A 22,670-nucleotide genomic window follows, 5' to 3' on the forward strand; every position below is an offset into this window, starting at 1 on the left:
TCACACTTCAACAAACCGCGACAAAAAGCCGAGTCTCACCTATCAGCGCGTCTTCGTTCGGTCCTCTATCTTCTTCTCGAACCACTGCCACTCGCGGGTGAACTGCCCGGACTCCTTGAGGTTCCACGGGTCGGGGTCGGTGACGATAGAGCCCAGTCGGTACGACTGGACCATGTTGACGACCCAGAGAACCGCCGCCAACCCGAGGACGAACGCGCCGACGGTGGCGACCTGTTGGAGCAGTTCGAACTGCGCAGGGTACTCTGCCGACCGGCGAGGGAGACCCATCTGGCCGATGATGAGCATCGGCATGAACGTCACGACGACGCCGACGATGCTGAGGTACGCCTGCACTTGGGCGAGCGTCTGGTTGTACATCCGTCCGGTGAGGATGGGGAACCAGTAGTAACTCGCGGCGAAGCCAGCGAAGGCGATGACGCCCATGACGATGAAGTGGAAGTGGCCGACGACGTAGTAGGTGTCGTGGAGCACGAGGTCCACCGGAATCGACGCGAGGAAGATACCGGTCACGCCGCCGATGACGAACAGACCGATACCGCCGACACAGAAGATCATCGGCGCGGTGAGTCGAACGTTGCCGGTCCACATCGTCGTCATCCAGTTGAACGTCTTGACGGCCGAGGGGATGGCGATAGCGAGGGTGACGACCATGAACGACGCCCGAAGCCGTGGGTCGATTCCCGTCGAGAACATGTGGTGTGCCCAGACGCCGAACGAGAGCACGCCGATAGCGAGCGTCGAGTAGACGACGAACTTGAACCCGAAGAGCTTCCGCCCCGAGAACTTCGGGAGGATGAGACTCACGAGTCCGAACGCCGGTAAGACGAGGATGTACACCTCCGGATGGCCGAAGAACCAGAAGAGATGTTGCCAGAGGATGGGGCCACCACCTTCGACGGCGAAGAACACTGTTCCGAAGTTACGGTCGAGCAACAACATGAGGACTGCGCTCCCGAGGATGGGGAACGCGAAGATGATGATGCCGCTCGTGGTGAGCATCGTCCACGTGAAGATGTCGAGGTTACTCCAACTGACCTCGTCGCCGCGTTCGGTGAACACGGTGACGATGATGTTGATTGCACCCATGATGGTCGCGAGACCGCTCAGGTGGAGTCCGAGGAGGAGTATGTCGACCTGCGGGTTCGTGAGTTGGGTCGCCAGCGGCGTGTAGAGCGTCCACCCCGTCGTCGGTGGTTCGAGTGCGAAGAGGAGTTCACTACGGATACCGACGGCCAAGAGCATCTTGCCCATAATCTCGGTGATGAGTCCCGCTCGAACCATGAAGAACGCCGGCGGCAGGAGCCAGAAGGCGATGGCGTTGATGCGCGGGAACGCCATGTCGTCGGCGTCGAGGAGGATGGGCAGGAAGTAGTTCGCAAAGCCGGTGAAGACGGGCGTCACGAAGAAGAACAGCATCGTGAACCCGTGGGTCGTGAACAGCGCGTTGTACGTCTCTGCGCTCCAGACGTCGACGCCGGCGGTGAACAGTTCGGTCCGGATCATCATCCCGTCGGTGCCGCCCCAGAGGGCCGCGACGGTCCCGAACAGGAGGTACAAGACGCCGATGTCCTTGTGGTCGACAGTCGTCAACCAACGAAAGACACCGAGTGGTTTCTCGGTCCGCACTCGCGTGCCACGCAGAAAGCCGCCGTCGGTCGCAGGTGTGTCGGTGTCTCTGCCGCCGTCACGACGAAGTCGAAACACCACCGCGCCCACTGCGAGAAGCGTGAGGAGGAGTGTGATAGTCACCAGTCCAGACGCGAGTGCTACCACGGGTACCACGCCTCCGAACAAGAGGTCCCGATGAACATAGCTCCCCTTAGGACGGGGGAGGCAAATAGCTACCCGCCGCGGAGGAATTACCGTGAAGATTCCACCGACGGCGTCTCCTCGAAGCGACTCCGAGTCGTTCCGGTGAGTCGACCGTAGACCGCTCCGAGGACGAACCCGTACGCGAGATGCGAGATAAGCGTGAAGATGGCGTAGATGACCAACAGCGCCCCACCGATGTCACCGCGGCCGAGAACGACGAAAGGGACCCACAGCACGACTGCGAAGACCGCTCCACGCGTCGCCGGGTCGGGACTCGTCGGAATGTAGTCTTCGAGCGCCAAGAAGAGCAACGGCCAGGCGATACCCCCCGCGAGCACGAAGAGGACGAAACCGACGAAGACGTTCCCCGGTTGGCCGGCGAAGCGGGCGACGGCGTCGAACACGCCGATCTGTTCGCGTGTCTCGACCTCCAAGAGGAGCAAGAGGACGCTCATGACGGCCATTCCGACGACGCCACCGGCGATGGCGCTTATCGGGTGGCGAAGGTTTCGCAGCGCGTACTCCAGATACCCCTCGTCGTTGCCTCCGTCGGTCCGCGGCGTCTGCATGGCCCACGATACACGGCCGTCCCTGAATAAGACACCGGCTATCGTCGCGTCCAGTGTCGCTCACTACTCGGTTGCCCCTCGTTCGTCCACTCGTCTCTCTTCTTCTCTCCTCATCGAAGCACACAGCTTAGTACCACGAACGAATATCACTGGGTATGTCCGAACTCGGCAAGATAGACCGTGCGTTCTTCGACGAGTACGTGTACCCGAACCTCGGGGCCGACCGAGACGACGTTCGGCTCTCACCGCAACACGGCGTCGACTTCGGCGTCGTCGACGTCGGCGACCGGGCCGTGGCGATGGCCACCGACCCCGTCTTCGTGATGCCGTCGCTCGGTTTCGAGCGTGCGGCGTGGTTCGCCTTCCACATCCTCGTCAGCGACGTCGCCGTCTCGGGTCTCACCCCGACACATCTGGCCGTCGACTTCAATCTCCCGCCGGAGATTTCGAACGACCAGATTCGAACGCTCTTGGAGACGTTCGACGCCGAGGCCCGCGAGTTGGGCGTGAGCATCGTCACGGGTCACACCGCCCGATACGCCGGGTGCAACTATCCGATGGTCGGCGGCGCGACGAGCGTCGCCGTCGGCGACCCCGCGAATCTCGTCCGGCCCGACGGCGCGCGCGTCGGCGATACGGTCGTCATCACGAAGGGTCCGGCTATCGAGGCGACGGGTCTCCTGAGCAACCAGTTCGACCCGCTCATGCGCGACGGCGGCGTCGACGACACGACCATCGACGCCGCACAGGACCGTTTCGACGACATGAGTCCCGTCCGCGACGCGATGGTCGCGTCTGCGGCGGGCGACGTCACCGCGATGCACGACGCCACCGAGTGCGGCGTCTACGGCGGTCTCTACGAACTCGCTCGCGCCGCGGGCGTCGGTATCGACATCGACCGCGACTCGGTTCCCGTCCTCCCGGGCGTGCTCGAAGCCTGCGACTTCTTCGGCATCGACCCGTGGCACGCCATCAGCGAGGGGACGCTGCTGGCGACGGTGGCTCCCGACGACGCCGACGCGGTCCTCGACGCACTGGACCGCGAAGGAGTTCCGTCGGCCGCCGTCGGCGAGGTGGTCGAGGGGTTGGGGCTTCGCGTCGACGGCGACGAGGTTCCCCATCCGGAAGTCGACCCGTTCTGGGGCGCGTTCGAGGAGCACATGGCCGAGTTGCAGGCGCGGGAGGAGCAGTGATGCGCCGACCGGCACCCGTCTCGCCACCTGTCGCGCTCACCGTCGCCGGCAGCGACTCCGGCGGCGGCGCAGGTATCCAAGCCGACGTGAAGACGATGGAGGCCCACGGCGTCTTCGGAACGTCTGTACTGACCGCCGTGACGGCGCAGAACACCCGCGGCGTCGCGTCTTCGTACACTCTGCCGACGAGCGAAATCGAGGCGCAGTTCGACGCCGTGCTCGACGACTTCACCCTCGGTGCGGTCAAGACGGGGATGCTCGCCACGCGCGAGGTAATCGAGACGGTGACCGACCGACTCGACGGGGTCGACGCACCGCTCGTGGTCGACCCGGTGATGGTCGCCACGTCGGGCGACCGTCTCCTCTCCGCAGACGCCGAGTCGGCGTACGAGGAACTCGTCGCCGCCGCGACGCTGGTCACGCCGAACACCGACGAGGCGGCGGTGCTCTCCGGCGTCGACGTGACGGACCGCGAGAGCGCGGGCGAGGCGGCCGAGCGACTGGTCGAGATGGGGGCGAAGGCGGCGCTCGTGAAGGGCGGCCACCTCGACGGAGCGCGCGTCGTCGACACGCTGGTCGTCTCCGACCGACTCCGTGCGGGCCGTGCGCCCCGCGACGACGACGCGCCGGACGCACCGGGCACGCCCGACGCACCGACCGGACTCGCCACCCACCGCTTCGACCATCCGCGCGTCGACACGGACGCGACACACGGGTCGGGGTGCGCGCTGTCGAGTGCCATCGCGGCCCGACTCGCTCGCGGCGAGTCGCTGGTCGAGGCGGTGGACGGCGGAACCGACTTCCTCCATCGCGCGGTCAGATACGGTCTCGACGTCGGCGAGGGACCCGGTGCGGTCCACCACCTCGTGGAACTCCGAGAGCGGGCCGCCCGACAGGAGACGGTCGAAGCAGTCGCCAGTGTGGTCGAGGAGTTCGTCGCCCGCGACGTCTCCCTCCTCGTCCCCGAAGTCGGAATGAACGTCGTCGGGGCGACGCCGTACGCCGAGTCACCGGACGAGACGGCGGCCGTCGAGGGGCGTATCACGCGGACGTTCTCGGGCGTCCACCCGAATCGGGGCGTGCGTCTCGGCGCGTCCAGTCACGTCGCGCGCTTTCTCCTCGCGGCCCGCGAAGTCGACCCGAGTCGTCGCTTCGCCGTGAACTGTCGGTTCGCCGACGACGTGGAGGCCGCCCTGTCGGCACTCGACGGTCCAGTCGCGGAGTTCGACCGTGCGGCCGAACCGGACGACTCTGCGACCGAAGAAGGAAACACGATGCAGTGGGGGGCGCGGCGCGCGTTCGAATCGACCGAAGGGACACCCGTCGCCGTCGTCGACCGGGGTGCAGTCGGTAAGGAGCGTATCGTGAAACTGCTCGCCGCCGATGCGGACACACTCGTCGAGCGAACGCTGACGCTCCTCGACGCCGTCGAGGCGGAGCGATAGAGAGACGGCGCTCGCGTCGGAAACGATTTCCTCTCTCCATGTTTCGTTCACCCATGGACAACCGTCTCCCCGCGGCCGCGATACTGGCCCTCCTCGTCTTGCTGTCTGGCTGTGCGACGATGACCGTCGAGTCCGACGTCGCCACCGACGGCACCATCGACCGCTACGAACTGAACCTGAACACCTCGACGACCGTCTACGGTCTCCTGAACCAAGGTGCCGAAGACGAGGGGTACGACTCGCTGGCGGAACAACTCCGTGCGAACGTCAACGACTCGAACGCCGAGAACGTCAGCGTCAGCCAGTCGCTCGACGGCGACCAGGCGACGGTGACGCTCGTCGTAACCGGGTGGAACCCCGTCGACGCCGAGCGACTGAACGTGACCCGCGTCGACGGTCGCGTCGTCTACGAGGACACGACGTTCTACGACGCCGACGTCGCTCCCGGCGGGGGCGTCGACGTCGCCGACTTCGAACTCCGATACGTGGTGAACATGCCGGGCGACGTCCAGCGTGCGGAGGGTGCCTCGTCGGTCAACGGGTCGACGGCCGTCTACGAGGCCAGCGGCCGAGACGCCTTCACGAGTACGCGCGTCTACGTCGAGAGCGACGCGCCGACGGGTGTGTTGACGCCGGGATTCGGCGTCGTCCCGGCCGTCGTCGCCGTGTTGCTCGTCGTCGTGAGTGTTGCCGGCGTCGCCGTCGCTCGCCGTCGGTGACGAGAACTCGTCAGACGACTGTCTGACGTGCCGTAACCTACACTTCCCGCCGGTCTGTTCGTCTACGTGTCGTCTCGGTCGCACCGCACGGACAGGGTAGGGACGGCCCGTGCGAGGCGACGGGCGACATTCTCCCACAAACCGCATCAGTAACCCGCAGTGCTTTAGCCGCCGTCTCTCCCAGAACAGAGTATGACTGCAACGGGAATCGTCGGGGAGTTCCTCGCCCTCAAAGAGGAGACGGACGCGGATATTCTGGCGATGCAGTGCGGCGACTTCTACGAGTTCTTCGCCGACGACGCCGAACTGGTCGCGAAGGAACTCGACCTGAAGGTGTCGCAGAAGTCCTCGCACGGGTCGTCCTACCCGATGGCGGGCGTTCCCCTCGACGACCTCACGCCCTACCTCAAGGCGTTGGTCGAACGCGGCTACCGAGTCGCCGTCGCCGACCAGTACGAGACGGAGAACGGCCACGCCCGCGAGATTACGCGCGTCGTCACGCCCGGCACGCTCTTGGAGACGACAGACGCCGACGCCCAGTATCTCGCCGCACTCGTTCGCGACTCTGATGGATTTGGTCTCGCGTTCGCCGACATCACCACCGGTCGCTTCCTCGTCACCGACGTCGACGACGTCGCCGACGCCCACGCCGAACTGTACCGGTTCGCCCCCGCCGAAATCCTCCCCGGCCCGGAACTCCGCGGCGACGACGAGTTCCTCGCGTCCCTTCGCGACGGGACGGACGCCTCGCTCTCACTCCACGAGGCGGAGGCGTTCGCACCGGGTCGTGCGCGCCATCGCGTTCGCGAACAGTTCGGCGACGAAGCGTTGGAGAGCGTCGGTATCGACTCCGAACGAGCGGTTCGGGCGGCGGGTGCCGTCCTCGCCTACGTCGACGAGACGGGTGCGGGCGTCCTCCAGTCGATGACGCGCCTGCAGGCCTACCACGCCCGCGACCATCTCGAACTCGACGCGACGACGCAGCGCAACCTCGAACTGACCGAGACGATGCAGGGTCGGCGCGATGGCTCCCTCCTCGACACGCTCGACCACACCGTCACGAGTCCGGGTGGACGACTCCTCCGCGAGTGGCTGACGCGCCCGCGACGTGACCCCGACGAGTTGCGACGGCGACAGACCTGCGTCTCGGCGCTCGCCTCGGAGGCACTCGCCCGCGAGCAGGTCCGTGACGTGCTCGACGGCGCGTACGACCTCGAACGACTCGCCAGTCGCTCGGCCAGCGGGAGTGCAGGTGCCCGTGAACTGCTCTCGGTCCGAGACACGTTCGCCATCCTTCCTGCGCTCGTCGACGCCATCGAGGGGAGTCGACTCGCCGACTCGCCACTCCGCGACGTCGTAGAGCGGCCGGACCGCGAGGCTGCAGCGGCGCTCCACGACGAACTCGCCGACGCCCTCGCCGAAGAGCCACCGAAGACGGTCACCCAAGGAGAACTGTTCAAGCGCGGCTACGACGACGAGCTAGACGACCTCATCGAGCGTCACGAGTCGGCGAAGAGTTGGCTCGACGACCTCGGCCCGCGCGAGAAGCGCGAACACGGCATTCAACACCTGCAGGTCGACCGCAACAAGACGGACGGCTACTACATCCAGGTCGGCAAATCCAACACCGACCGCGTCCCCGAACACTACCGCGAGATAAAGACGCTCAAGAACTCGAAACGCTACGTCACCGACGAACTGGAGGAGAAGGAACGCGACATCCTCCGTCTCGAAGAGGTGCGAGGCGACTTGGAGTACGAACTCTTTCAGGACCTCCGCGAGCGAGTCGCCGAGCAGGCAGAACTCCTGCAGGACGTCGGGCGGACGCTCGCCGAAGTCGACACGCTCGCCTCCCTCGCCACCCACGCCGCCGGGAACGACTGGGTCCGCCCAGCGTTGGACGAGGGTGACGCACTCACCATCGAGGCCGGTCGCCACCCCGTCGTCGAGCAGACGACCGACTTCGTGCCGAACGACCTCCGACTCGACCAGCGTCGGGGATTCCTCATCGTCACCGGCCCGAACATGTCCGGGAAGTCGACCTACATGCGACAGGCCGCGCTCATCACCCTGCTTGCCCAAGTCGGCAGTTTCGTCCCCGCCCGCAGTGCGACAGTCGGCGTCGTCGACGGTATCTACACCCGCGTCGGCGCACTCGACGAGTTGGCACAGGGACGCTCGACGTTCATGGTCGAGATGCAGGAGTTGAGTAACATCCTCCACTCGGCGACCGAAGATTCGCTGGTCATCCTCGACGAGGTGGGCCGCGGCACCGCCACCTACGACGGCATCTCCATCGCGTGGGCGGCGACCGAGTATCTGCACAACGAGGTTCGCGCCAAGACGCTCTTCGCGACGCACTACCACGAACTGACGAGTCTCGCCGACCATCTCCCGCGCGTGGCGAACGTCCACGTCGCCGCCGACGAGCGAGACGGCGACGTAACGTTCCTCCGCACCGTCGTCGACGGCCCGACCGACCGCTCCTACGGGATTCACGTCGCCGACCTCGCGGGTGTGCCGAAACCGGTCGTCGACCGCGCGACGGACGTACTCGGTCGTCTGCGCGACGAGAAGGCTATCGAGGCGAAGGGCGGCGACGGCGGGAGCGGCGAACCCGTCCAAGCCGTCTTCGACCTCGGGTCGGGGCAGTTCGCGGGCGGGAGCGACACGGCAGACGTGGCCGAGACGACTGGCGAGCGGAGCAACGGAACCGCCGCCACGACGGCTAACGGTCACGCAGAGCCAGCGAGAGCCGAACTCGACGCCGACACCGAGGCGATTCTGGAAGAGTTGCGGTCGACGGACGTCAACGAGACGTCGCCCATCGAGTTGATGGCGAAAGTCCAGCAGTGGAAAGAGCGACTGGACGAGTGAGCGACACTCCGGCAACGCCCACCGACAGCCCCTACAGTCAAGAGTCTGTCTCCGAATCGGCGTACTATGCACGCAGACGACGCCGACTCTCGGGTCGAGGCGCTTCTCGACGAGATGACGCTCCGTGAGAAGGCCGCACAACTCGCTGGGACGTACGTGGGCGAGATGGCGGAGCACCCGACCCAGACCGTCGACGAAGTCGAAGCACTGGTCCGTAACCCCGGTATCGGCTTCGCCACCCCGTTCGGGTTCGGTGGGTCGCCGCACACCGGGTCGAAGGAAGTCGTCGACATCGCCAACCGACTCCAGCGCGCCGCCGTCGAGGAGACCAGACTGGGAATCCCGCTTCTCATTCCGGTCGACACCATCCACGGCCACGCCTACGTGCAGAACACGACCGTGTTCCCGCACAATCTCGGACTCGCAGCGACGCGAAACCGGGCACTCCTCGAACGAGTCGGGACGACGACGGCGAGAGAAGTCGCGGCGACCGGAGCACGACTCTCCTACGGACCGACCTGTGACGTCGCCCGTGACCCGCGGTGGGGGCGGACGTTCGAGACGTTCGGTGAGTCGCCGCTTCTCTGTGGCGAACTCGCGGCCGCGAAGTCGCGCGGCGTCCACGATGCCGACGTCGACGTGGCGACGATGGCGAAACATTTCCCAGCGTACGGCGAACCCGAACGCGGCGAGGACACCGCCCCCGTCGACCGCTCGCTCTCGTCGCTCCGTCGTGATTTCGTCCGGGCGTTCGAGCCGATTCTCGAAGAAGGACTCGAGGGTATCATGCCCAGTTACAACTCCATCAACGGTGAACCCTCTCACGGGTCGTCGTACTGGTTGACCGACGTGCTCCGCGAAGAACTCGGCTTCGACGGCTACGTCGCCTCCGACTGGAACGGCGTCCGGATGCTCCACGAGGACCACCGCGTCGCCGAGTCGATGCGCGAGGCGATTCGGCAGTCGATGACCGCGGGCGTCGACGTCCACTCGCTCGGCAGCGTCGACCACACCGACCACGTCGTCGGCCTCGTCGAGTCGGGCGAGGTGGACGAATCCGTCGTCGACGAGTCGGTTCGGCGCGTACTCGAACTGAAGGCGGACCTCGGTCTGTTCGAGGACCCCTACGTCGACGCGGAGGGTCTCGACGACGTACTCGGAACCGACGCCCACCGAGAGACGGCCCTCGACGCGGCCCGCCAGTCGATGACGCTGCTGCAGAACGAAGACGACCTGCTTCCCTTCGACCCCGACACCGACGAGGTGTTCGTCACGGGGCCGAACTCGGACGCGCTCTCGAATCAGGTCGGTGGGTGGAGCGTGAGCAAAGACGACGAAGTCACCGGTATCAGCGTTCGCGACGGTATCGAATCCGTCGTCGGCGACGACACGACGGTCACCTACGAACAGGGCGCTGGTATCGACGAACCGGCAGACGTCGAAGCGGCCGTCGAGGCCGCAGAATCGGCGGACGTCGCCGTCGTCGTCCTCGGCGAGAACTGGTACATCCACGAGTTCGGGGTGCAGGAGATAACTGGGCCGACGGACCGTTTCCCGAAGCGCACGCAACTCACCCTCCCCGACGCGCAACAGGACCTACTGGAGGCCATCGTCGAGACGGAGACGCCGACGGCGCTCGTCTTCATCACCGGTCGGCCGCTCGCCACGCCGTGGGCCGAGGCGAACGTCCCGGCCATCCTGCAGGCGTACTACCCCGGTGCCGACGGCGGACGAGCGGTCGCCGAGACGCTCTTCGGGCACAACAACCCGAGCGGGAAGCTTCCCATCTCGGTGCCGCGTTCGACCGGTCACCTGCCGACGCGACACAACCACCTCCCCAACCCGACGCCAATCGGTCGGGAGGAGCACGAACCGAGCTACGACCCGCTGTGGGCGTTCGGCCACGGTCTCTCGTACACCGACTTCGAGTACCGTGACCTGTCGCTGTCGGCGGAGACGGTCGACCCGGACGGACGTGTCACCGTCGGCGTCGACGTGGCGAACGTCGGTGACCGCGCTGGCGACGAAGCCGTCCAGTTGTTCGGCGCTCGGGAGTACAGTTCGACCGTCACGCCCGTCCGAGAACTCGTCGACTTCGAGCGCGTGAGCCTCGACGCAGGCGAGACGGCAACCGTCGAGTTCGACCTCCCGGCTTCGGCGTTCAGTGTCTTCCACCCGGACGGGAGTCGCGTCGTCGAGGCGGGGACGGTCACCGTCGAGTGTGAGGGGTCGACGGCGTCGCTGACCGTCGCGGACGACGGCTGATTCTTCGGTAGCTGTCGTGTGCCGTCACAGTCGGTGCAGTCGGTGCAGTCGGTGCAGTTGGTGCGGCCGATGCACTCACCGCAAACCGCGTCACGGGGCACGAACGTTAAACACTCCCTGGTTCCATTTGTGAACGAGCTATGACCGACGAACATCTGCAGGCGACCATCAGCCAGAAGGCAGCGCTGTTCGGCCCGGACGGTGACGTGCTGCTGCTTCGCCGAGCGTCGAGCGGCCGGTGGGACGTCCCCGGCGGTCGCCTTCTCGCCTCCGAAGACGTCGTCACGGGACTGCGCCGCGAAGTCCGCGAAGAGACGGGACTCGACGTCGACGTCGAGGAGCCGATATACACGGACACGTGGCGGACGAAAGAGGGCGACGGTCGGTACGCCGTCGTCTTTCGATGTACGACCGACAGTCGCGCGGTAGAGTTGAGCGACGAACACCGCGACTGGCAGTGGACGGACCCCGAACGCGCAGTCGACGACGTCCTCTCGCCCTCGGAACTCCGGACGGCAATCGAACGAGCGGCGAGACGACGGGCGGTGGTCCGGTGACGGACGAACCGCTGAACGCGACGGTGAGCCAACGGGCCGTCCTCTTCGGCTACGACGACCGAATCCTCGTCGTCCGCCGCGCCAGTGACGGTGGCTGGGAACTCCCCGGCGGGCGACTGGACGCAGACGAGTCGACGGTCGAGGGACTGCGCCGCGAAGTCCGAGAGGAGACCGGTCTCGACGTGGCGATTCGCCGACCTATCTACACGACGTCGTGGCGCAACGACCGCGGAAATGGACGTTACGGCGTCTACTACTACTGTCTCGCCGAGGGCGACGGCGTCACACTCAGCGACGAACACACCGACTACGATTGGCTCACGCCGTCGGCGGCGGCCGAGCGGTTGAGCGAGACGCAAGGAAGCGCCGTCACGCGAGCCACGGAGTTACGAGAATGACCGACACGGGAGACGACCGACCGACGATTCGCGCACTCGACCAGACGACGATTCAACGCATCGCCGCCGGAGAGGTGGTCGAACGCCCCGCGAGCGTCGTGAAGGAACTCGTCGAGAACAGTCTCGACGCCGACGCATCTCGGGTTTCGGTCGCCGTCCGGAACGGCGGGAAAGACGGGGTTCGCGTCCGCGACGACGGCGTCGGCATGACCGAAGACGAACTCGCCGTCGCCGTCGACGAACACACGACGAGCAAGATTTCGGACATCGACGACCTCGAAACCGGCGTCGCCACCCTCGGCTTTCGCGGCGAGGCGCTCCACACCATCAGCGCCGTCTCACGGACGACGGTGCGCTCGAAGCCCCGCGGGTCGGCCGGCGCCGGTGCGGAACTGACCGTCGAAGGCGGCGACGTCGGCGAGGTCCGTCCTGCTGGTTGTCCGGCGGGGACGACCATCGAAGTCGACGACCTCTTCTTCAACACGCCCGCGCGAAAGAAGTTCCTCAAGACGGACGCGACGGAGTTCGACCACGTCAACACCGTCGTCACGCAGTACGCGCTGGCGAACCCGGACGTCGCCGTCTCGCTCGAACACAACGACCGAGAAGTGTTCGCCACCGAAGGACAGGGAAGTCTCGAATCGACGGTGCTCTCGGTCTACGGCCGGGAAGTCGCCGAGGCGATGACGCGCGTCGAGAGCGACCCAGCGAACGACGCCGTCGCCTCGATTTCCGGACTCGTCAGTCACCCCGAGACGACGCGCTCGGGCCGCGAGTATCTCTCGACGTTCGTCAACGGTCGGTACGTCACTGCTGGCTCACTTCGCGAGGCGGTCCTCGACGCCTACGTCGGCCAACTCGCCCCCGACCGCTACCCCTTCGCCGTCCTCTTTCTCGACGTGCCGCCGAACTCGGTCGACGTGAACGTGCACCCGAGAAAGATGGAGGTCAGATTCGACGACGAGTCGGGCGTGAAAGCCGCCGTCGAGTCGGCGGTCGAATCCGCTCTCCTCGACGGTGGGTTGGTCCGCTCGTCCGCCCCGCGCGGTCGGTCGGCACCCGACGAGACTCCCGTCGCTCCGGAGCACGCAGAGACAGATGATTACACTGAGTCGCCTGCAGCAGGCCCTGTCGATGAAGTCGACGCTGTCGACGAAACCGACGCTGTCGATACTGGTGACGTCGAAACCGTCGGTGACGCTACTGGCTCCGCCGACGCCGACGCTGTCGACGACGATGCCACGGCGGCACGCTCCGAGTCGGTCGAAGCGGAGACGGTCGACACCGTCGACACCACAGACGCCGTGCAGACGGACGAGCAGCAGCACACACGACAGACACGGCAAGAGGAGACGGACGAGGCGTCGTGGGTCGTCGACAACGCCCGCAGTTCGGAAGAGTCCACCGCAGATTCGGACGCCGTCCCGGACTTCCGGGCGGCCACCGACGAGTGGGAGTTTCCCGAGCAACGGGAACGAACGGACGCGAGTCGCCCGTCGCCGCGGCCGTGGCAACAGTCGTCGCTCGGCGACGACGAGGGACGTGAGACGGAGCACGCAGGCGACGACTCGTCGGCGACGTTCAGCGTCGTCGGGGCGACGAACCAGCAGACGCTCGACGGCGAGGAAGCCACCGTCGGCGGCGAGTTCGACTCGCTACCCTCGCTTCGAGTGCTCGGCCAACTGTTCGACACCTACCTCGTCGCCGAAGCGCCGGACGGACTCGTCCTCGTCGACCAGCACGCCGCCGACGAGCGGGTGAACTACGAGCGACTTCGCCGGGAGATTCGCGGCGACACGCCGACACAGGGACTCGCAGAACCCGTCGAACTCGAACTCACCGCGCGCGAGGCGGCGCTGTTCGAGGAGTACGCCGACGCGCTGGCAGAACTCGGTTTCGACGCCGAGCGAACGGACGAACGGACCGTCTCCGTTCGCTCCGTTCCGGCCGTCTTCGACGCCGCACTCGAACCGGAACTCCTCCGCGACGTGCTGACGGCGTTCGTCGAAGCGGAACGTGACGGCGGCCGTGAGACGGTCGACGCCGTCGCTGACTCGTTGCTCGCAGACCTCGCGTGTCACCCATCTATCACGGGCAACACGTCGTTGACCGAGGGGTCCGTCGTCGAGTTGCTGGAAGCGCTCGACGCTTGCGAGAACCCCTACGCCTGCCCGCACGGACGCCCGGTCGTCATCGAGTTCGACCGCGACGAGATAGCAGACCGATTCGAGCGCGACTATCCGGGTCACGCGGGGCGGCGACGAGAAGAGTAACCAGAGTCGACTACGGTTTCGGGACGAGCACACGCAGTTGGTGTGAGAGTTCGCCTCGCGAAACCGGTTTTTCGAGGACGACGAGTGCGCCGGCCTCCATCGCTCGCTTCCGGAGGACCGACGAGACTCGTCGTGAGAGGACGACGACCGGCACCTGTCGTGCGTGGAGTGCTTCGACGACGGTGAGTATCGCTCGCGAGAACCCGTCGACGTCGACGACAGCGAGGTCGAACCGGGGTCGTTCGAGCAGTCGAGTCGCTTCGGCCTGGCTGGTCGTCCGTTCGACGGCGTAGCCCTCGCTAGTCAGTGCGTCCGTCAGCAGTTCGAGATTTCGTTGCTTCGCGGCGAGTGCGAGGACTGCCGGCGCGTCAGTCACCGTCTCTAGCCCCTCGATACGGTTCCTCGACGCTGGCGGTCCGGGGGTCGTCGGGTTCGGCTCCGACTTCGGTGGACGTCCCCGTCAGTACGCCCTGGAGACCCGTGGATGTGTCGCCGACGGCGATGCCGTGAGACGTGATGCGAAATTCCATAGATGCGTTAACGGGTGCCGCAAGCTGCACATCGGAAAATCGACTCTGTCTCCGACTCCGAAGTACTGCCCACTACCCAAGTACTCACGCGTGAGCGAGAATAACGGTTCTCTCAACGGTATCGAATGGTTAGCTCTCGGACAGCTATCTCGACGACCGAGCGCTGTCGTCGCTGACCACGGCGTCGACCGGAGGCGTCAGTTCGGTCAGCACCGTCCGGCCTGCTCGTTCACGCGTGACCAGTCCGTCGTCGTGGAGTCGGTTGAGGTGGTACGAGACGGTGCTATCCGCGAGGTCGAGGTCGGTCGCGAGACTCGACACGGTGACTGGCCCTAACCGCTCGACGGCGTGGAGGATGCGTGCCGTCGACTCCTCGTCGAGCGCGGCGAGTAGCACCGGGTCGGTACCGCCGACCGGATACAGTCGGTGTTTGCCGGCCGTCTCGGCGACGGCCACGACGCGGTTGTTCTTCAGAATCCGCGCGTGGTAGCGAACCGTCGAGACGGAGACGTCTAACTCCGTCGCGAGTTCACTGAGGTACGACCCCGGCGACTCACGAACCGTCTCGTAGAGTTCGCTTCGCGTCTCGTTCTCCAGCGTGGACGACGTAGAGCGCCGCTGGTAGCCCGCCGCGACGAGCAGGCCGGGCGCACCATCGCCTATTGGCATCTGTGCGAACACACCCGTGAGGTGCACGATCTCTTCACCACCGACTGTCACTGTGGTCGAGAGGTCTGAAAGCCCCGTCTCGAGCGATGCATCGGTAAGTGCGGCGTCGAGGCCGTCGGGGAGGTCGGGACGCTCCGTGTCCACGCCGTCGGCAGTCGCGAAGGGGTTCACGTGCCGGTCACTCGTGTCTCCTGTGACAGCAAGTGTGGTCGAAGGCTGTGCTGCGGCCGCCACCGTGGCTCCGGAGTAGCTTACGAGCATGGCAGCCACTACGAGGAGTGTGAGATATCGGTTGAAACGAGACATAGCGCTGTATCAGGTTGCAGTCCGCTGTTCAATCTCTCCGTGATACGGGTTGCGTGACCTGTGTGTTGCGTGGCGAGCGGTCGCCGCCCAGAGAGGCTATCGTCGACCGCTCACACTGGCTTCGTATGGAGTCACTGTTGTTAAGTGTGGTGGCCATACGTTGGCTCGTTGAGGGCTCACAGCGTCGAATACGGAGGAATTCCTCAGAAACGTTCATCGCCGACGCCGTCGCGAACACGGTCGGCGAGTGGCGAGTTCAGACGGAACGACCGGAACTTATGTGCGCCGCCGTCAGACTCTCTCGGTATGACAGATATCGTCACGTTCGGCGAGACGATGCTTCGGTTCTCGCCCCCCCGAGGCGACCGGTTAGAACGGACCCGCGAACTCGACGTGCAGGCCGGCGGTGCCGAGAGCAACGTCGCCGCTGCCGCGGCGAACCTCGGTTGCGATACGGTGTGGCTGTCGAAACTTCCCGCCTCGCCGTTGGGTCGACGCATCGTCTCCGAACTAGAGAGCTACGGCGTGGAGACGAACATTGCGTGGGACGACCGCGACGAGGCCCGCGTCGGCACCTACTACCTCGAATACGGCGGCGAACCCCGCGGGACGAACGTCATCTACGACCGAGCGAACGCCGCTATCACGACGGCCACCGTCGACGACCTCGACACCGACCCCATCGACGACGCGGACGTCTTCTACACGAGCGGTATCACGCCCGCTCTCTCGGAGACGGCGGCGACGACGACGGAGGCGCTCCTGCAGCGAGCACAGGCGGCGGGAACGACGACGGCGTTCGACCTGAACTACCGCTCGAAACTCTGGTCGCCCGACGAGGCCGCCGAGCAGTACCGCGACCTGTTCGCCCACGTCGACGTTCTCGTCGCCCCCGTCAGCGACACGCGAACCTGTCTCGGACTCGACGGCGACGCGGCCGAGATGGCAGAGCATCTCGCGTCGACGTACGACTTCGAGACGGTCGTCGTCACACGCGGTGGCGAAGGCGCACTGGCACTACACGACGGTGACGTCGCCGAACAGTCGGTGTTCGCGGCCGACACCTACGACGCAATCGGAACCGGCGACGCCTTCGTCGGGGGCTTCCTCTCGAAGCGCCTCGACGGCGGCACGCTGCGAGAGGCGCTGGCGTACGGTGCGGCGACCGCCTCGCTGAAACGCACTATCGACGGCGACGTGGCGCTCGTGACGCCCGCCGAAGTCGACACCGTCGTCGCCGACGAACACGACACGATTTCACGGTAGAACACGGCGAGTAGCCACAAGACTATAGCACGACTCCGGAGTAGCCTGCCGCATGATACCACGGTCTCTCACGCTCCTCGCGGTCTTCTTTCTCGTGACGAGTACGGCCGCGCCTGCGGTCGTCGGTGCACAGGAGTCGACGACCTACGACGGCCAGCACGTCCAGTTCTCGGTCGACGACACCGCTCTCATCGACTACCGCGTCGACGGGACGACGTTCTTCGAGCGAATCGCCGTCCAGTCGAAACAGCAGGCCGAACAGAGCGGTGTCGTGAGCGTCGGTGCCGACGTCTCGTCGCTCGGGTCGCTCGCGGGGAGTGGCCTCTCGCTCGGGTCGACGACCGACGTGGAGACGACGGTCAGAGCCGACAGCGGGGCCACCCTCGACGTGCACGACAACACCCACGGTATCGTCGTCTTCCAGAGTGAGCAGCGAACTCAGTACCTCCAGGCGAACCTCAGCGAGACGACGGAGGCGACCTACCAGGGCGACGCGACGGTTCTCGTCGAGACCGAGAGCGGCCCACAGGCGTCCGTGTTCGTCGTCGGTGAGGGAAGCGTCGGCGTCAACGACGACGGTGACCTCACGGCGACGGTCGGGCCGGACGGCTATCTCGTCGTCCGGACCTACGAGGACGAACGCGGGACCGACGACCGGAATCAAGAGCAACTCATCGCCGACGGCGTCGCGACGGGCGAGGTCTATCTCGTGCAGCGCGGTGGCGAGACCGTCGTCGACACCGTCGCCTACGGCCGAAATACAACTGTCGAGGTGACGAGTCAGAGCGCCGACGCACTCGACATGACCGTCGACAGAGCCGTCGAGTCGGGAACGGTAATTCTCACGAGCATCCCACAGGGGACGCTCGACGGAGCGGGTGACGGCACTGTCAACGTCACCGTCGACGGGGAAGTCGCCGGGGAAGCGCTGACCTACGGCGAACTCCAGATGGCCGCCGGCGGCGGACAGACCTCGAAGTACCTCGTCCAACAGAGCAGTAACGCCCGGGCGACGACTGAAGTCGGTATCGCGCTCAACCACTTCTCCGAGCGACAGGTGACGATTCGCGGCGACGACGGCGACTCGGCCGAGTCGTCCGAATCGACGGCCGAAGCGTCACAGACGTCACAGACGTCGACGACGACGCCCGGGTTCGGGGCCGGCGTCGCCGTCCTCGCACTGCTCGCGACACTCGCTGGACTCGTCGGTCTCGCCGGCCGCGTCCGTCGACGGGACTAGTTCTCCCCCGACGCCTCGCTGTCTGTCGGTTTTCCACCGTTCTCGCCCAACCGACACAACACCTAATCCGTTCGGCTTTGATTGGCGAGTATGCACGTCGTCATCGTCGGTGCGTACGGGAGTGCGGGCGTCGCCGTCGCGGAGACGCTCTCGGACCACGTCGGAAGCAGAGTCGACCAGTTGACGCTCGTCGACAACGGCGAACCGGGTGGAGGGCTGTGTATCCTCCGTGGCTGTATGCCTTCGAAGGAGGTGCTCTCTGCGGCGGCCCACCGCTATCAGGCCCGCCACGACGACAGACTGACCGGCGACCCGCCGACCATCGACCTCCACGAGACGGTGGCGACCAAAGACGACCACGTCCTCGGGTTCGCCGAACACCGTCGGTCGGCCGTCCACCGAATGGCGAGCGAGGAGGGCGTCGAGTTCCTCCACGGCACTGCGACGTTCGTCGACGACCACACGGTTCGCGTCTCGGATATCGACGGCGAGGACGGAGAGCGAGAACTCGATGCCGACTACGTCGTCGTCGCCACGGGGTCGTCGGTCAACGTCCCCGACCTCGACGGTATCGACGACGTCGACTACATGACGAGCGCAGACGTCCTCGATGCGACCGAGTTACCCGAGTCGGGTGTCGTGATGGGGTTCGGCTACGTCGGTCTGGAACTTGTCCCGTACCTGAAGGAAGCGGGCGTCTCCGAACTCACCGTCGTCGAACACGACGACCGGCCTTTAGACGAGGCCGACCCGGAGTTCGGTGACGACCTACTGGCTCTCTACCGCGAGGAGTTCGACATCGAGATTCTGACCGACACGCACGAGCAATCCGTCGAACAGACTGCAGACGGTGGCGTCAGACTCCACGTCGAGCGAGACGGCGAGTCGGCGGCCATCGAGGCGGAGCAACTCTTTCTCTTCACTGGCCGCCGACCGACCGTCGACGGCCTCGGCTTGGGGCACACGAGCCTCACGGTCGAAGACGGGTGGGTCGACGACACGATGCAGGCCCGCGACGACGGCCACACCTTCGTCGTCGGCGACGTCAACGAGAAGGAACCCATCCTGCACGTCGCCAAAGAACAGGGATACGTGGCGGCCGACAACATCCTCGCACACGCCCGCGGCGAGGAGTTAGTGGATTACGAGAACGTCCACCACCACGTTGTCTTCTCGGGTGCGGCAGTCTACCCGTACGCCCGCGTCGGCCACTCGCGGTTCTCTGCGGACGAAGCGGGACTCGACTACGTCGCCGTCTCCCGTGAGGCGAGCGACGACGGCGTGTTCAAGACGAAGATGACGCCACGGGGCCGCGCGACGCTCGTCGTCGACGCCGACGACGGCACCGTGTTGGGGTATCAGGGTCTGCACTATCACGCCGACGTGATGGCCAAGACGATGCAGGTGGCCGTCGAGATGGAGTTGGACGTGCGCGACCTGCCGGACCGAGCGTACCACCCGACGACGCCGGAGATTCTCGACGGTCTGTTCCGGTCGGCGAGTAAGAAACTGGACGAGTGAGCGTCGGCGACTCCGTATCCCACGAGCGAGCGTGATTCCGTGAGAGACTCTCAGCCGTGTCAACTAATGTCTATGGCGCATGCAAACCGCAGATACATATGCGCCACCGGAATACCGTCGCTTGTATGGCGACACTATCGTTCGAACCGCTGACATACGACGACATCCCGGCCGAGGACCGGCCGACGCTCGTGCAGGCGTTGGTACCGGTCGTCGGGATGTTGCTGTTTCTGAGCGTCGGAGCCATCGGACTGGGACTCGACGCGCACTTCCCGCTCGTGTGGGGGATGGTACTCACGGGGTTGGTCGGCCGCTACTGGATCGGCGTCTCGTGGCAGCGGATGTACGAAGGCATCGTCGACGGTCTTCGGATGGGGATGCAAGCGATACTCATCATCTTCGTCATCTACATCCTCATCGCCGTCTGGACGGGTGCAGGGACGATTCCGGCGCTCATCTACTACGGGCTAGATATCCTCTCGCCGCAGATATTCCTGCCTGCGGCGGCGCTCTTGGCGACGCTCGTCGCGTTCGCCGTCGGTTCGTCGTGGACCACCGCAGGGACGCTCGGCGTCGCGTTCATCGGTATCGGGGCCGGACTCGGCATCCCCGAACCGATGACCGCGGGCGCGGTGCTGACCGGTGCCTACACCGGTGACAAGATTTCGCCGCTCTCGGACACGACGAACCTCGCCGCCGCCGTGACGAACACCGACCTGATGACCCACATCCGGACGATGCGGGTCGGGACGGGCATCGCGCTCGGTATCTCGCTCGTCGGCTACGCACTGCTCGGCCTCTCCGCGACGGGCGGGTCGTCCGCTGGCCGTGTCGCGGAGATTCAGGGAGCCATCACCAGCGCCTACAGCGTCTCGCCGCTGGTGTTCGTCCCGCTCGTCGTGACGTTCGGACTCGCGCTTCGCGGCTACCCGGCGCTTCCGGCGCTCGTGGCGGGTATCTTCACCGGCGTGTTCACGCAGATTTTCGTCCAAGGTCCGGTCAGCGTCGAGGGCTTCGTCACCGCGTGGGACGTCGCCCAGAACGGAACGGCCCCCGAGACGAGCGTCGAACTCGTCAACAGCCTCCTGAACACGGGCGGTCTGCTCGGGTCGGCGTGGACCATCACCATCGTCGTCGCCGCTCTGTCGCTCGGCGGCCTGCTCGAACGGACGGGCGTCCTCGCGGTCATCGCCCACGCAGTCGGCCAACTCATCTCGTCGGTCGCTGGTCTCACGGTCGGCACCGCAGCCTCGGCTATCGGGATGAACGTCCTCGCGGCCGAACAGTACATGTCCATCGTCGTCCCCGGCATGAGTCTTCGAGGGCTGTACGACGAGTACGACCTCGACTCGCGGAACCTCTCGCGCGGCGTCGAAGCCGCCGGGACGACGACGAGCGCACTCATCCCGTGGAACGCGGGCGGTGTCTACATGGCGGGCGTCCTCGGTGTCCCCGTCTGGGCCGGGAACTGGGGACTCGCGGGCTACGCACCGTACTACTTCCTCGGGTTCCTCTCGCCCGCCATCCTCGTGGTGATGGGACTCACCGGATGGCGCATCACGAAGCAGGACGAGGAGACGGAAGCTGGTATCAAAGGTGCGGTCAAGTCCGTCGCGGACGACGACTGACACCGCCGTCTCGTTCTCTCTTTCTCACCGCTGTTTCTCGCTCGCTTTTCTTCGACCGAGCGTGACGATGCTACTCCGTTCCGGTCCCCGGCAGTTCTTCGTCTTCTCCGCTGTTCTCGTCCGCCACTTGCTCGACTCGAACGCGACTGATGCGGTTGCCGTCGATACTGTCGACGGTGAGCGAGACGCTCGCGACTTCGACGGTGTCGCCGACGTCACCGATACGGCCCAGTTCGGTGTTGATGAGACCGGCCACCGTCTCGAAGTCGCCTTCGAGCGGGAGTTCGACGCCGAGGAAGTCGTTGACCTCGCCGACGGTGACTTCGCCTTTCACGAGTAACCCTCTCGCCGTGGGCCGGATGAACCGCTCTTCGCCGACTTCGAAGATTTCGCCGACGATCTCCTCCAAGATATCTTCGATGGTGATGATGCCCTCCATCTCGCCGAACTCGTCGAGGACGATGACCATCGGGACTCGCTTGTCCTGCATCTCGGTGAGAAGGCTGTCGATTTCTCGGCTGTCCGGGACCTGTAACGTCGGCAAGAGCGCCTCTCGGAGGTGGCCACCCTCGCGGGCGGCGCGTTCGACGTCGCGGATGTCGGCGATGCCGACCATCCGTTCGAGCGTCCCCTCGTAGACGGGGAGCCTCGTGAGTCGGTTCGTCGAACAGACTTCGAGGACCTCCTCCAGCGGCGTCTCCACGTCGACGCCGACGACGTTTACGCGGGGAACCATCACCTCGCGGGCCGTCGTCGAACTGAGGTCGAAGACGCCTTGCACCATGTCGCGTTCCACTTCGTCGATGACGCCGACGCGCTCGCCCGTCGTGAGCAGCGCCTCTATCTCTTCGCGGGTGACGTAGGGGCGTTCGATATCCTGTCCGCCGCCCGTGATTCGGTTGATACCGCGAGAGGCGACGTCGAAGAAGACCACGACCGGGTAGAGCGCCTTCTGGACGAGTTCGAGCGGCCGCGCCGTCGACAGCGCCAACGACTCGGCGTTGGCGACGCCGTACGATTTGGGCGAGATTTCGCCGAAGAGGAGGATGAGACCGCTCATGACGATCGTCGAGACGATGGCCCCCGTGGTCGGGTCGAAGAGACGAGCGATGACTGCCGTCGCGATACTGGCCATCGCCACGTTGACGATGGTGTTGCCGACGAGGATGGTGACGAGGAGTCGGTGAGGGTCGTCACGGAGGCGTCGCAACGGGGCGACACGACTCTCCGTCTCGCGCTGCAAGAGCGCACTGAGGCGGTGGCGCTCTAGTGAGAACACGGCGATTTCGCTTCCGGAGAAGAAGGCACTGCACACGAGCAGTGCCGCAACCGCAGCGACGCCGACTATCGTCGTCACGTCGAAGACCTGCACCATATCACA

Annotated in this window: 18 protein-coding genes; 12 read left to right on the forward strand and 6 right to left on the reverse strand. The window is 65.6% G+C overall.

Annotated elements, in window-relative coordinates; genetic code table 11:
- Window positions 1-42: 42 nt before the first annotated feature.
- Together BM083_RS08730 and BM083_RS08735 are read right to left on the reverse strand one after the other, a co-directional pair.
- The gene (locus tag BM083_RS08730) at window positions 43-1,794 is read right to left on the reverse strand and encodes a cbb3-type cytochrome c oxidase subunit I (protein ID WP_089868606.1); all 1,752 of its coding nucleotides are present in this window, start codon (window positions 1,792-1,794) and stop codon (window positions 43-45) included.
- Window positions 1,795-1,880: 86 nt separating this feature from the next.
- On the reverse strand, window positions 1,881-2,402 hold the full coding sequence (locus BM083_RS08735) for a DUF6789 family protein (protein ID WP_177197588.1): 522 nt from the start codon (window positions 2,400-2,402) through the stop codon (window positions 1,881-1,883).
- A 155-nt stretch (window positions 2,403-2,557) separates the two neighbouring features.
- Between BM083_RS08735 and BM083_RS08740 the strand changes: the two genes are divergently transcribed.
- The 8 genes from BM083_RS08740 to mutL all read left to right on the forward strand — a co-directional run bounded on the left by BM083_RS08740 (window position 2,558) and on the right by mutL (window position 14,129).
- Window positions 2,558-3,595 (forward strand): AIR synthase family protein, encoded by a 1,038-nt coding sequence (locus tag BM083_RS08740; protein WP_089868607.1) that lies wholly within the window; start codon window positions 2,558-2,560, stop codon window positions 3,593-3,595.
- A complete protein-coding gene (gene thiD / locus BM083_RS08745) occupies window positions 3,595-5,040 on the forward strand; it encodes a bifunctional hydroxymethylpyrimidine kinase/phosphomethylpyrimidine kinase (RefSeq protein ID WP_089868610.1) in 1,446 nt (481 codons plus the stop codon). Before BM083_RS08740 ends, thiD begins: the two co-directional genes overlap by 1 nt.
- A gap of 53 nt (window positions 5,041-5,093) precedes the next feature.
- Window positions 5,094-5,759 (forward strand): hypothetical protein, encoded by a 666-nt coding sequence (locus BM083_RS08750; RefSeq protein ID WP_089868612.1) that lies wholly within the window; start codon window positions 5,094-5,096, stop codon window positions 5,757-5,759.
- A 192-nt stretch (window positions 5,760-5,951) separates the two neighbouring features.
- Window positions 5,952-8,636 carry a DNA mismatch repair protein MutS gene (gene mutS, locus BM083_RS08755; protein WP_089868614.1) on the forward strand — a complete coding sequence of 895 codons (2,685 nt, stop codon included), beginning with the start codon at window positions 5,952-5,954 and terminating at the stop codon, window positions 8,634-8,636.
- 66 nt (window positions 8,637-8,702) lie between these two features.
- Window positions 8,703-10,901 carry a glycoside hydrolase family 3 N-terminal domain-containing protein gene (locus BM083_RS08760; RefSeq protein WP_089868616.1) on the forward strand — a complete coding sequence of 733 codons (2,199 nt, stop codon included), beginning with the start codon at window positions 8,703-8,705 and terminating at the stop codon, window positions 10,899-10,901.
- A 140-nt stretch (window positions 10,902-11,041) separates the two neighbouring features.
- A complete protein-coding gene (locus BM083_RS08765; RefSeq protein WP_089868618.1) occupies window positions 11,042-11,458 on the forward strand; it encodes an NUDIX hydrolase in 417 nt (138 codons plus the stop codon).
- Entirely contained in the window at window positions 11,455-11,856 is a 402-nt protein-coding gene (locus tag BM083_RS08770; RefSeq protein WP_089868619.1) for an NUDIX hydrolase, read from the forward strand. The genes BM083_RS08765 and BM083_RS08770 overlap by 4 nt, the downstream gene beginning before the upstream one ends.
- Window positions 11,853-14,129 (forward strand): DNA mismatch repair endonuclease MutL, encoded by a 2,277-nt coding sequence (gene mutL, locus BM083_RS08775; RefSeq protein ID WP_089868621.1) that lies wholly within the window; start codon window positions 11,853-11,855, stop codon window positions 14,127-14,129. The genes BM083_RS08770 and mutL overlap by 4 nt, the downstream gene beginning before the upstream one ends.
- 10 nt (window positions 14,130-14,139) lie before the next feature.
- Here mutL and BM083_RS08780 read toward each other — a convergent pair whose 3' ends face one another.
- The 3 genes from BM083_RS08780 to BM083_RS08785 form a co-directional block, all read right to left on the reverse strand.
- On the reverse strand, window positions 14,140-14,505 hold the full coding sequence (locus BM083_RS08780) for a response regulator (protein WP_177197589.1): 366 nt from the start codon (window positions 14,503-14,505) through the stop codon (window positions 14,140-14,142).
- Window positions 14,498-14,659, reverse strand: a complete 162-nt coding sequence (locus tag BM083_RS23250; protein ID WP_177197590.1) for a hypothetical protein — start codon at window positions 14,657-14,659, stop codon at window positions 14,498-14,500. The genes BM083_RS08780 and BM083_RS23250 overlap by 8 nt, the downstream gene beginning before the upstream one ends.
- Before the next feature lie 144 nt (window positions 14,660-14,803).
- A complete protein-coding gene (locus tag BM083_RS08785) occupies window positions 14,804-15,589 on the reverse strand; it encodes a winged helix-turn-helix transcriptional regulator (protein ID WP_177197591.1) in 786 nt (261 codons plus the stop codon).
- Window positions 15,590-15,940: 351 nt separating this feature from the next.
- On the opposite strand from BM083_RS08785, the gene kdgK1 reads away from it, so the two are divergent.
- The 4 genes from kdgK1 (at window position 15,941) to arcD (ending at window position 21,289) form a co-directional block, all read left to right on the forward strand.
- Window positions 15,941-16,900: a bifunctional 2-dehydro-3-deoxygluconokinase/2-dehydro-3-deoxygalactonokinase gene (gene kdgK1 / locus BM083_RS08790; RefSeq protein ID WP_089868627.1), complete on the forward strand. Its 960-nt coding sequence runs from the start codon at window positions 15,941-15,943 to the stop codon at window positions 16,898-16,900.
- A 52-nt stretch (window positions 16,901-16,952) separates the two neighbouring features.
- Window positions 16,953-18,140, forward strand: a complete 1,188-nt coding sequence (locus tag BM083_RS08795; RefSeq protein WP_089868630.1) for a hypothetical protein — start codon at window positions 16,953-16,955, stop codon at window positions 18,138-18,140.
- A 90-nt stretch (window positions 18,141-18,230) separates the two neighbouring features.
- Window positions 18,231-19,661 (forward strand): dihydrolipoyl dehydrogenase family protein, encoded by a 1,431-nt coding sequence (locus BM083_RS08800; protein ID WP_089868632.1) that lies wholly within the window; start codon window positions 18,231-18,233, stop codon window positions 19,659-19,661.
- A 125-nt stretch (window positions 19,662-19,786) separates the two neighbouring features.
- The gene (arcD, locus tag BM083_RS08805) at window positions 19,787-21,289 is read left to right on the forward strand and encodes an arginine/ornithine antiporter ArcD (protein WP_089868634.1); all 1,503 of its coding nucleotides are present in this window, start codon (window positions 19,787-19,789) and stop codon (window positions 21,287-21,289) included.
- A gap of 70 nt (window positions 21,290-21,359) precedes the next feature.
- Here the strand turns inward: arcD and BM083_RS08810 are convergent, their stop codons facing one another.
- Complete coding sequence (locus BM083_RS08810; protein WP_177197592.1) at window positions 21,360-22,664, reverse strand: hemolysin family protein; 1,305 nt, start codon at window positions 22,662-22,664, stop codon at window positions 21,360-21,362.
- Window positions 22,665-22,670 lie beyond the last annotated feature (6 nt).

The organism is Halogranum rubrum (assembly GCF_900114455.1).
Classification (GTDB): Archaea; Halobacteriota; Halobacteria; order Halobacteriales; family Haloferacaceae; genus Halogranum; species Halogranum rubrum.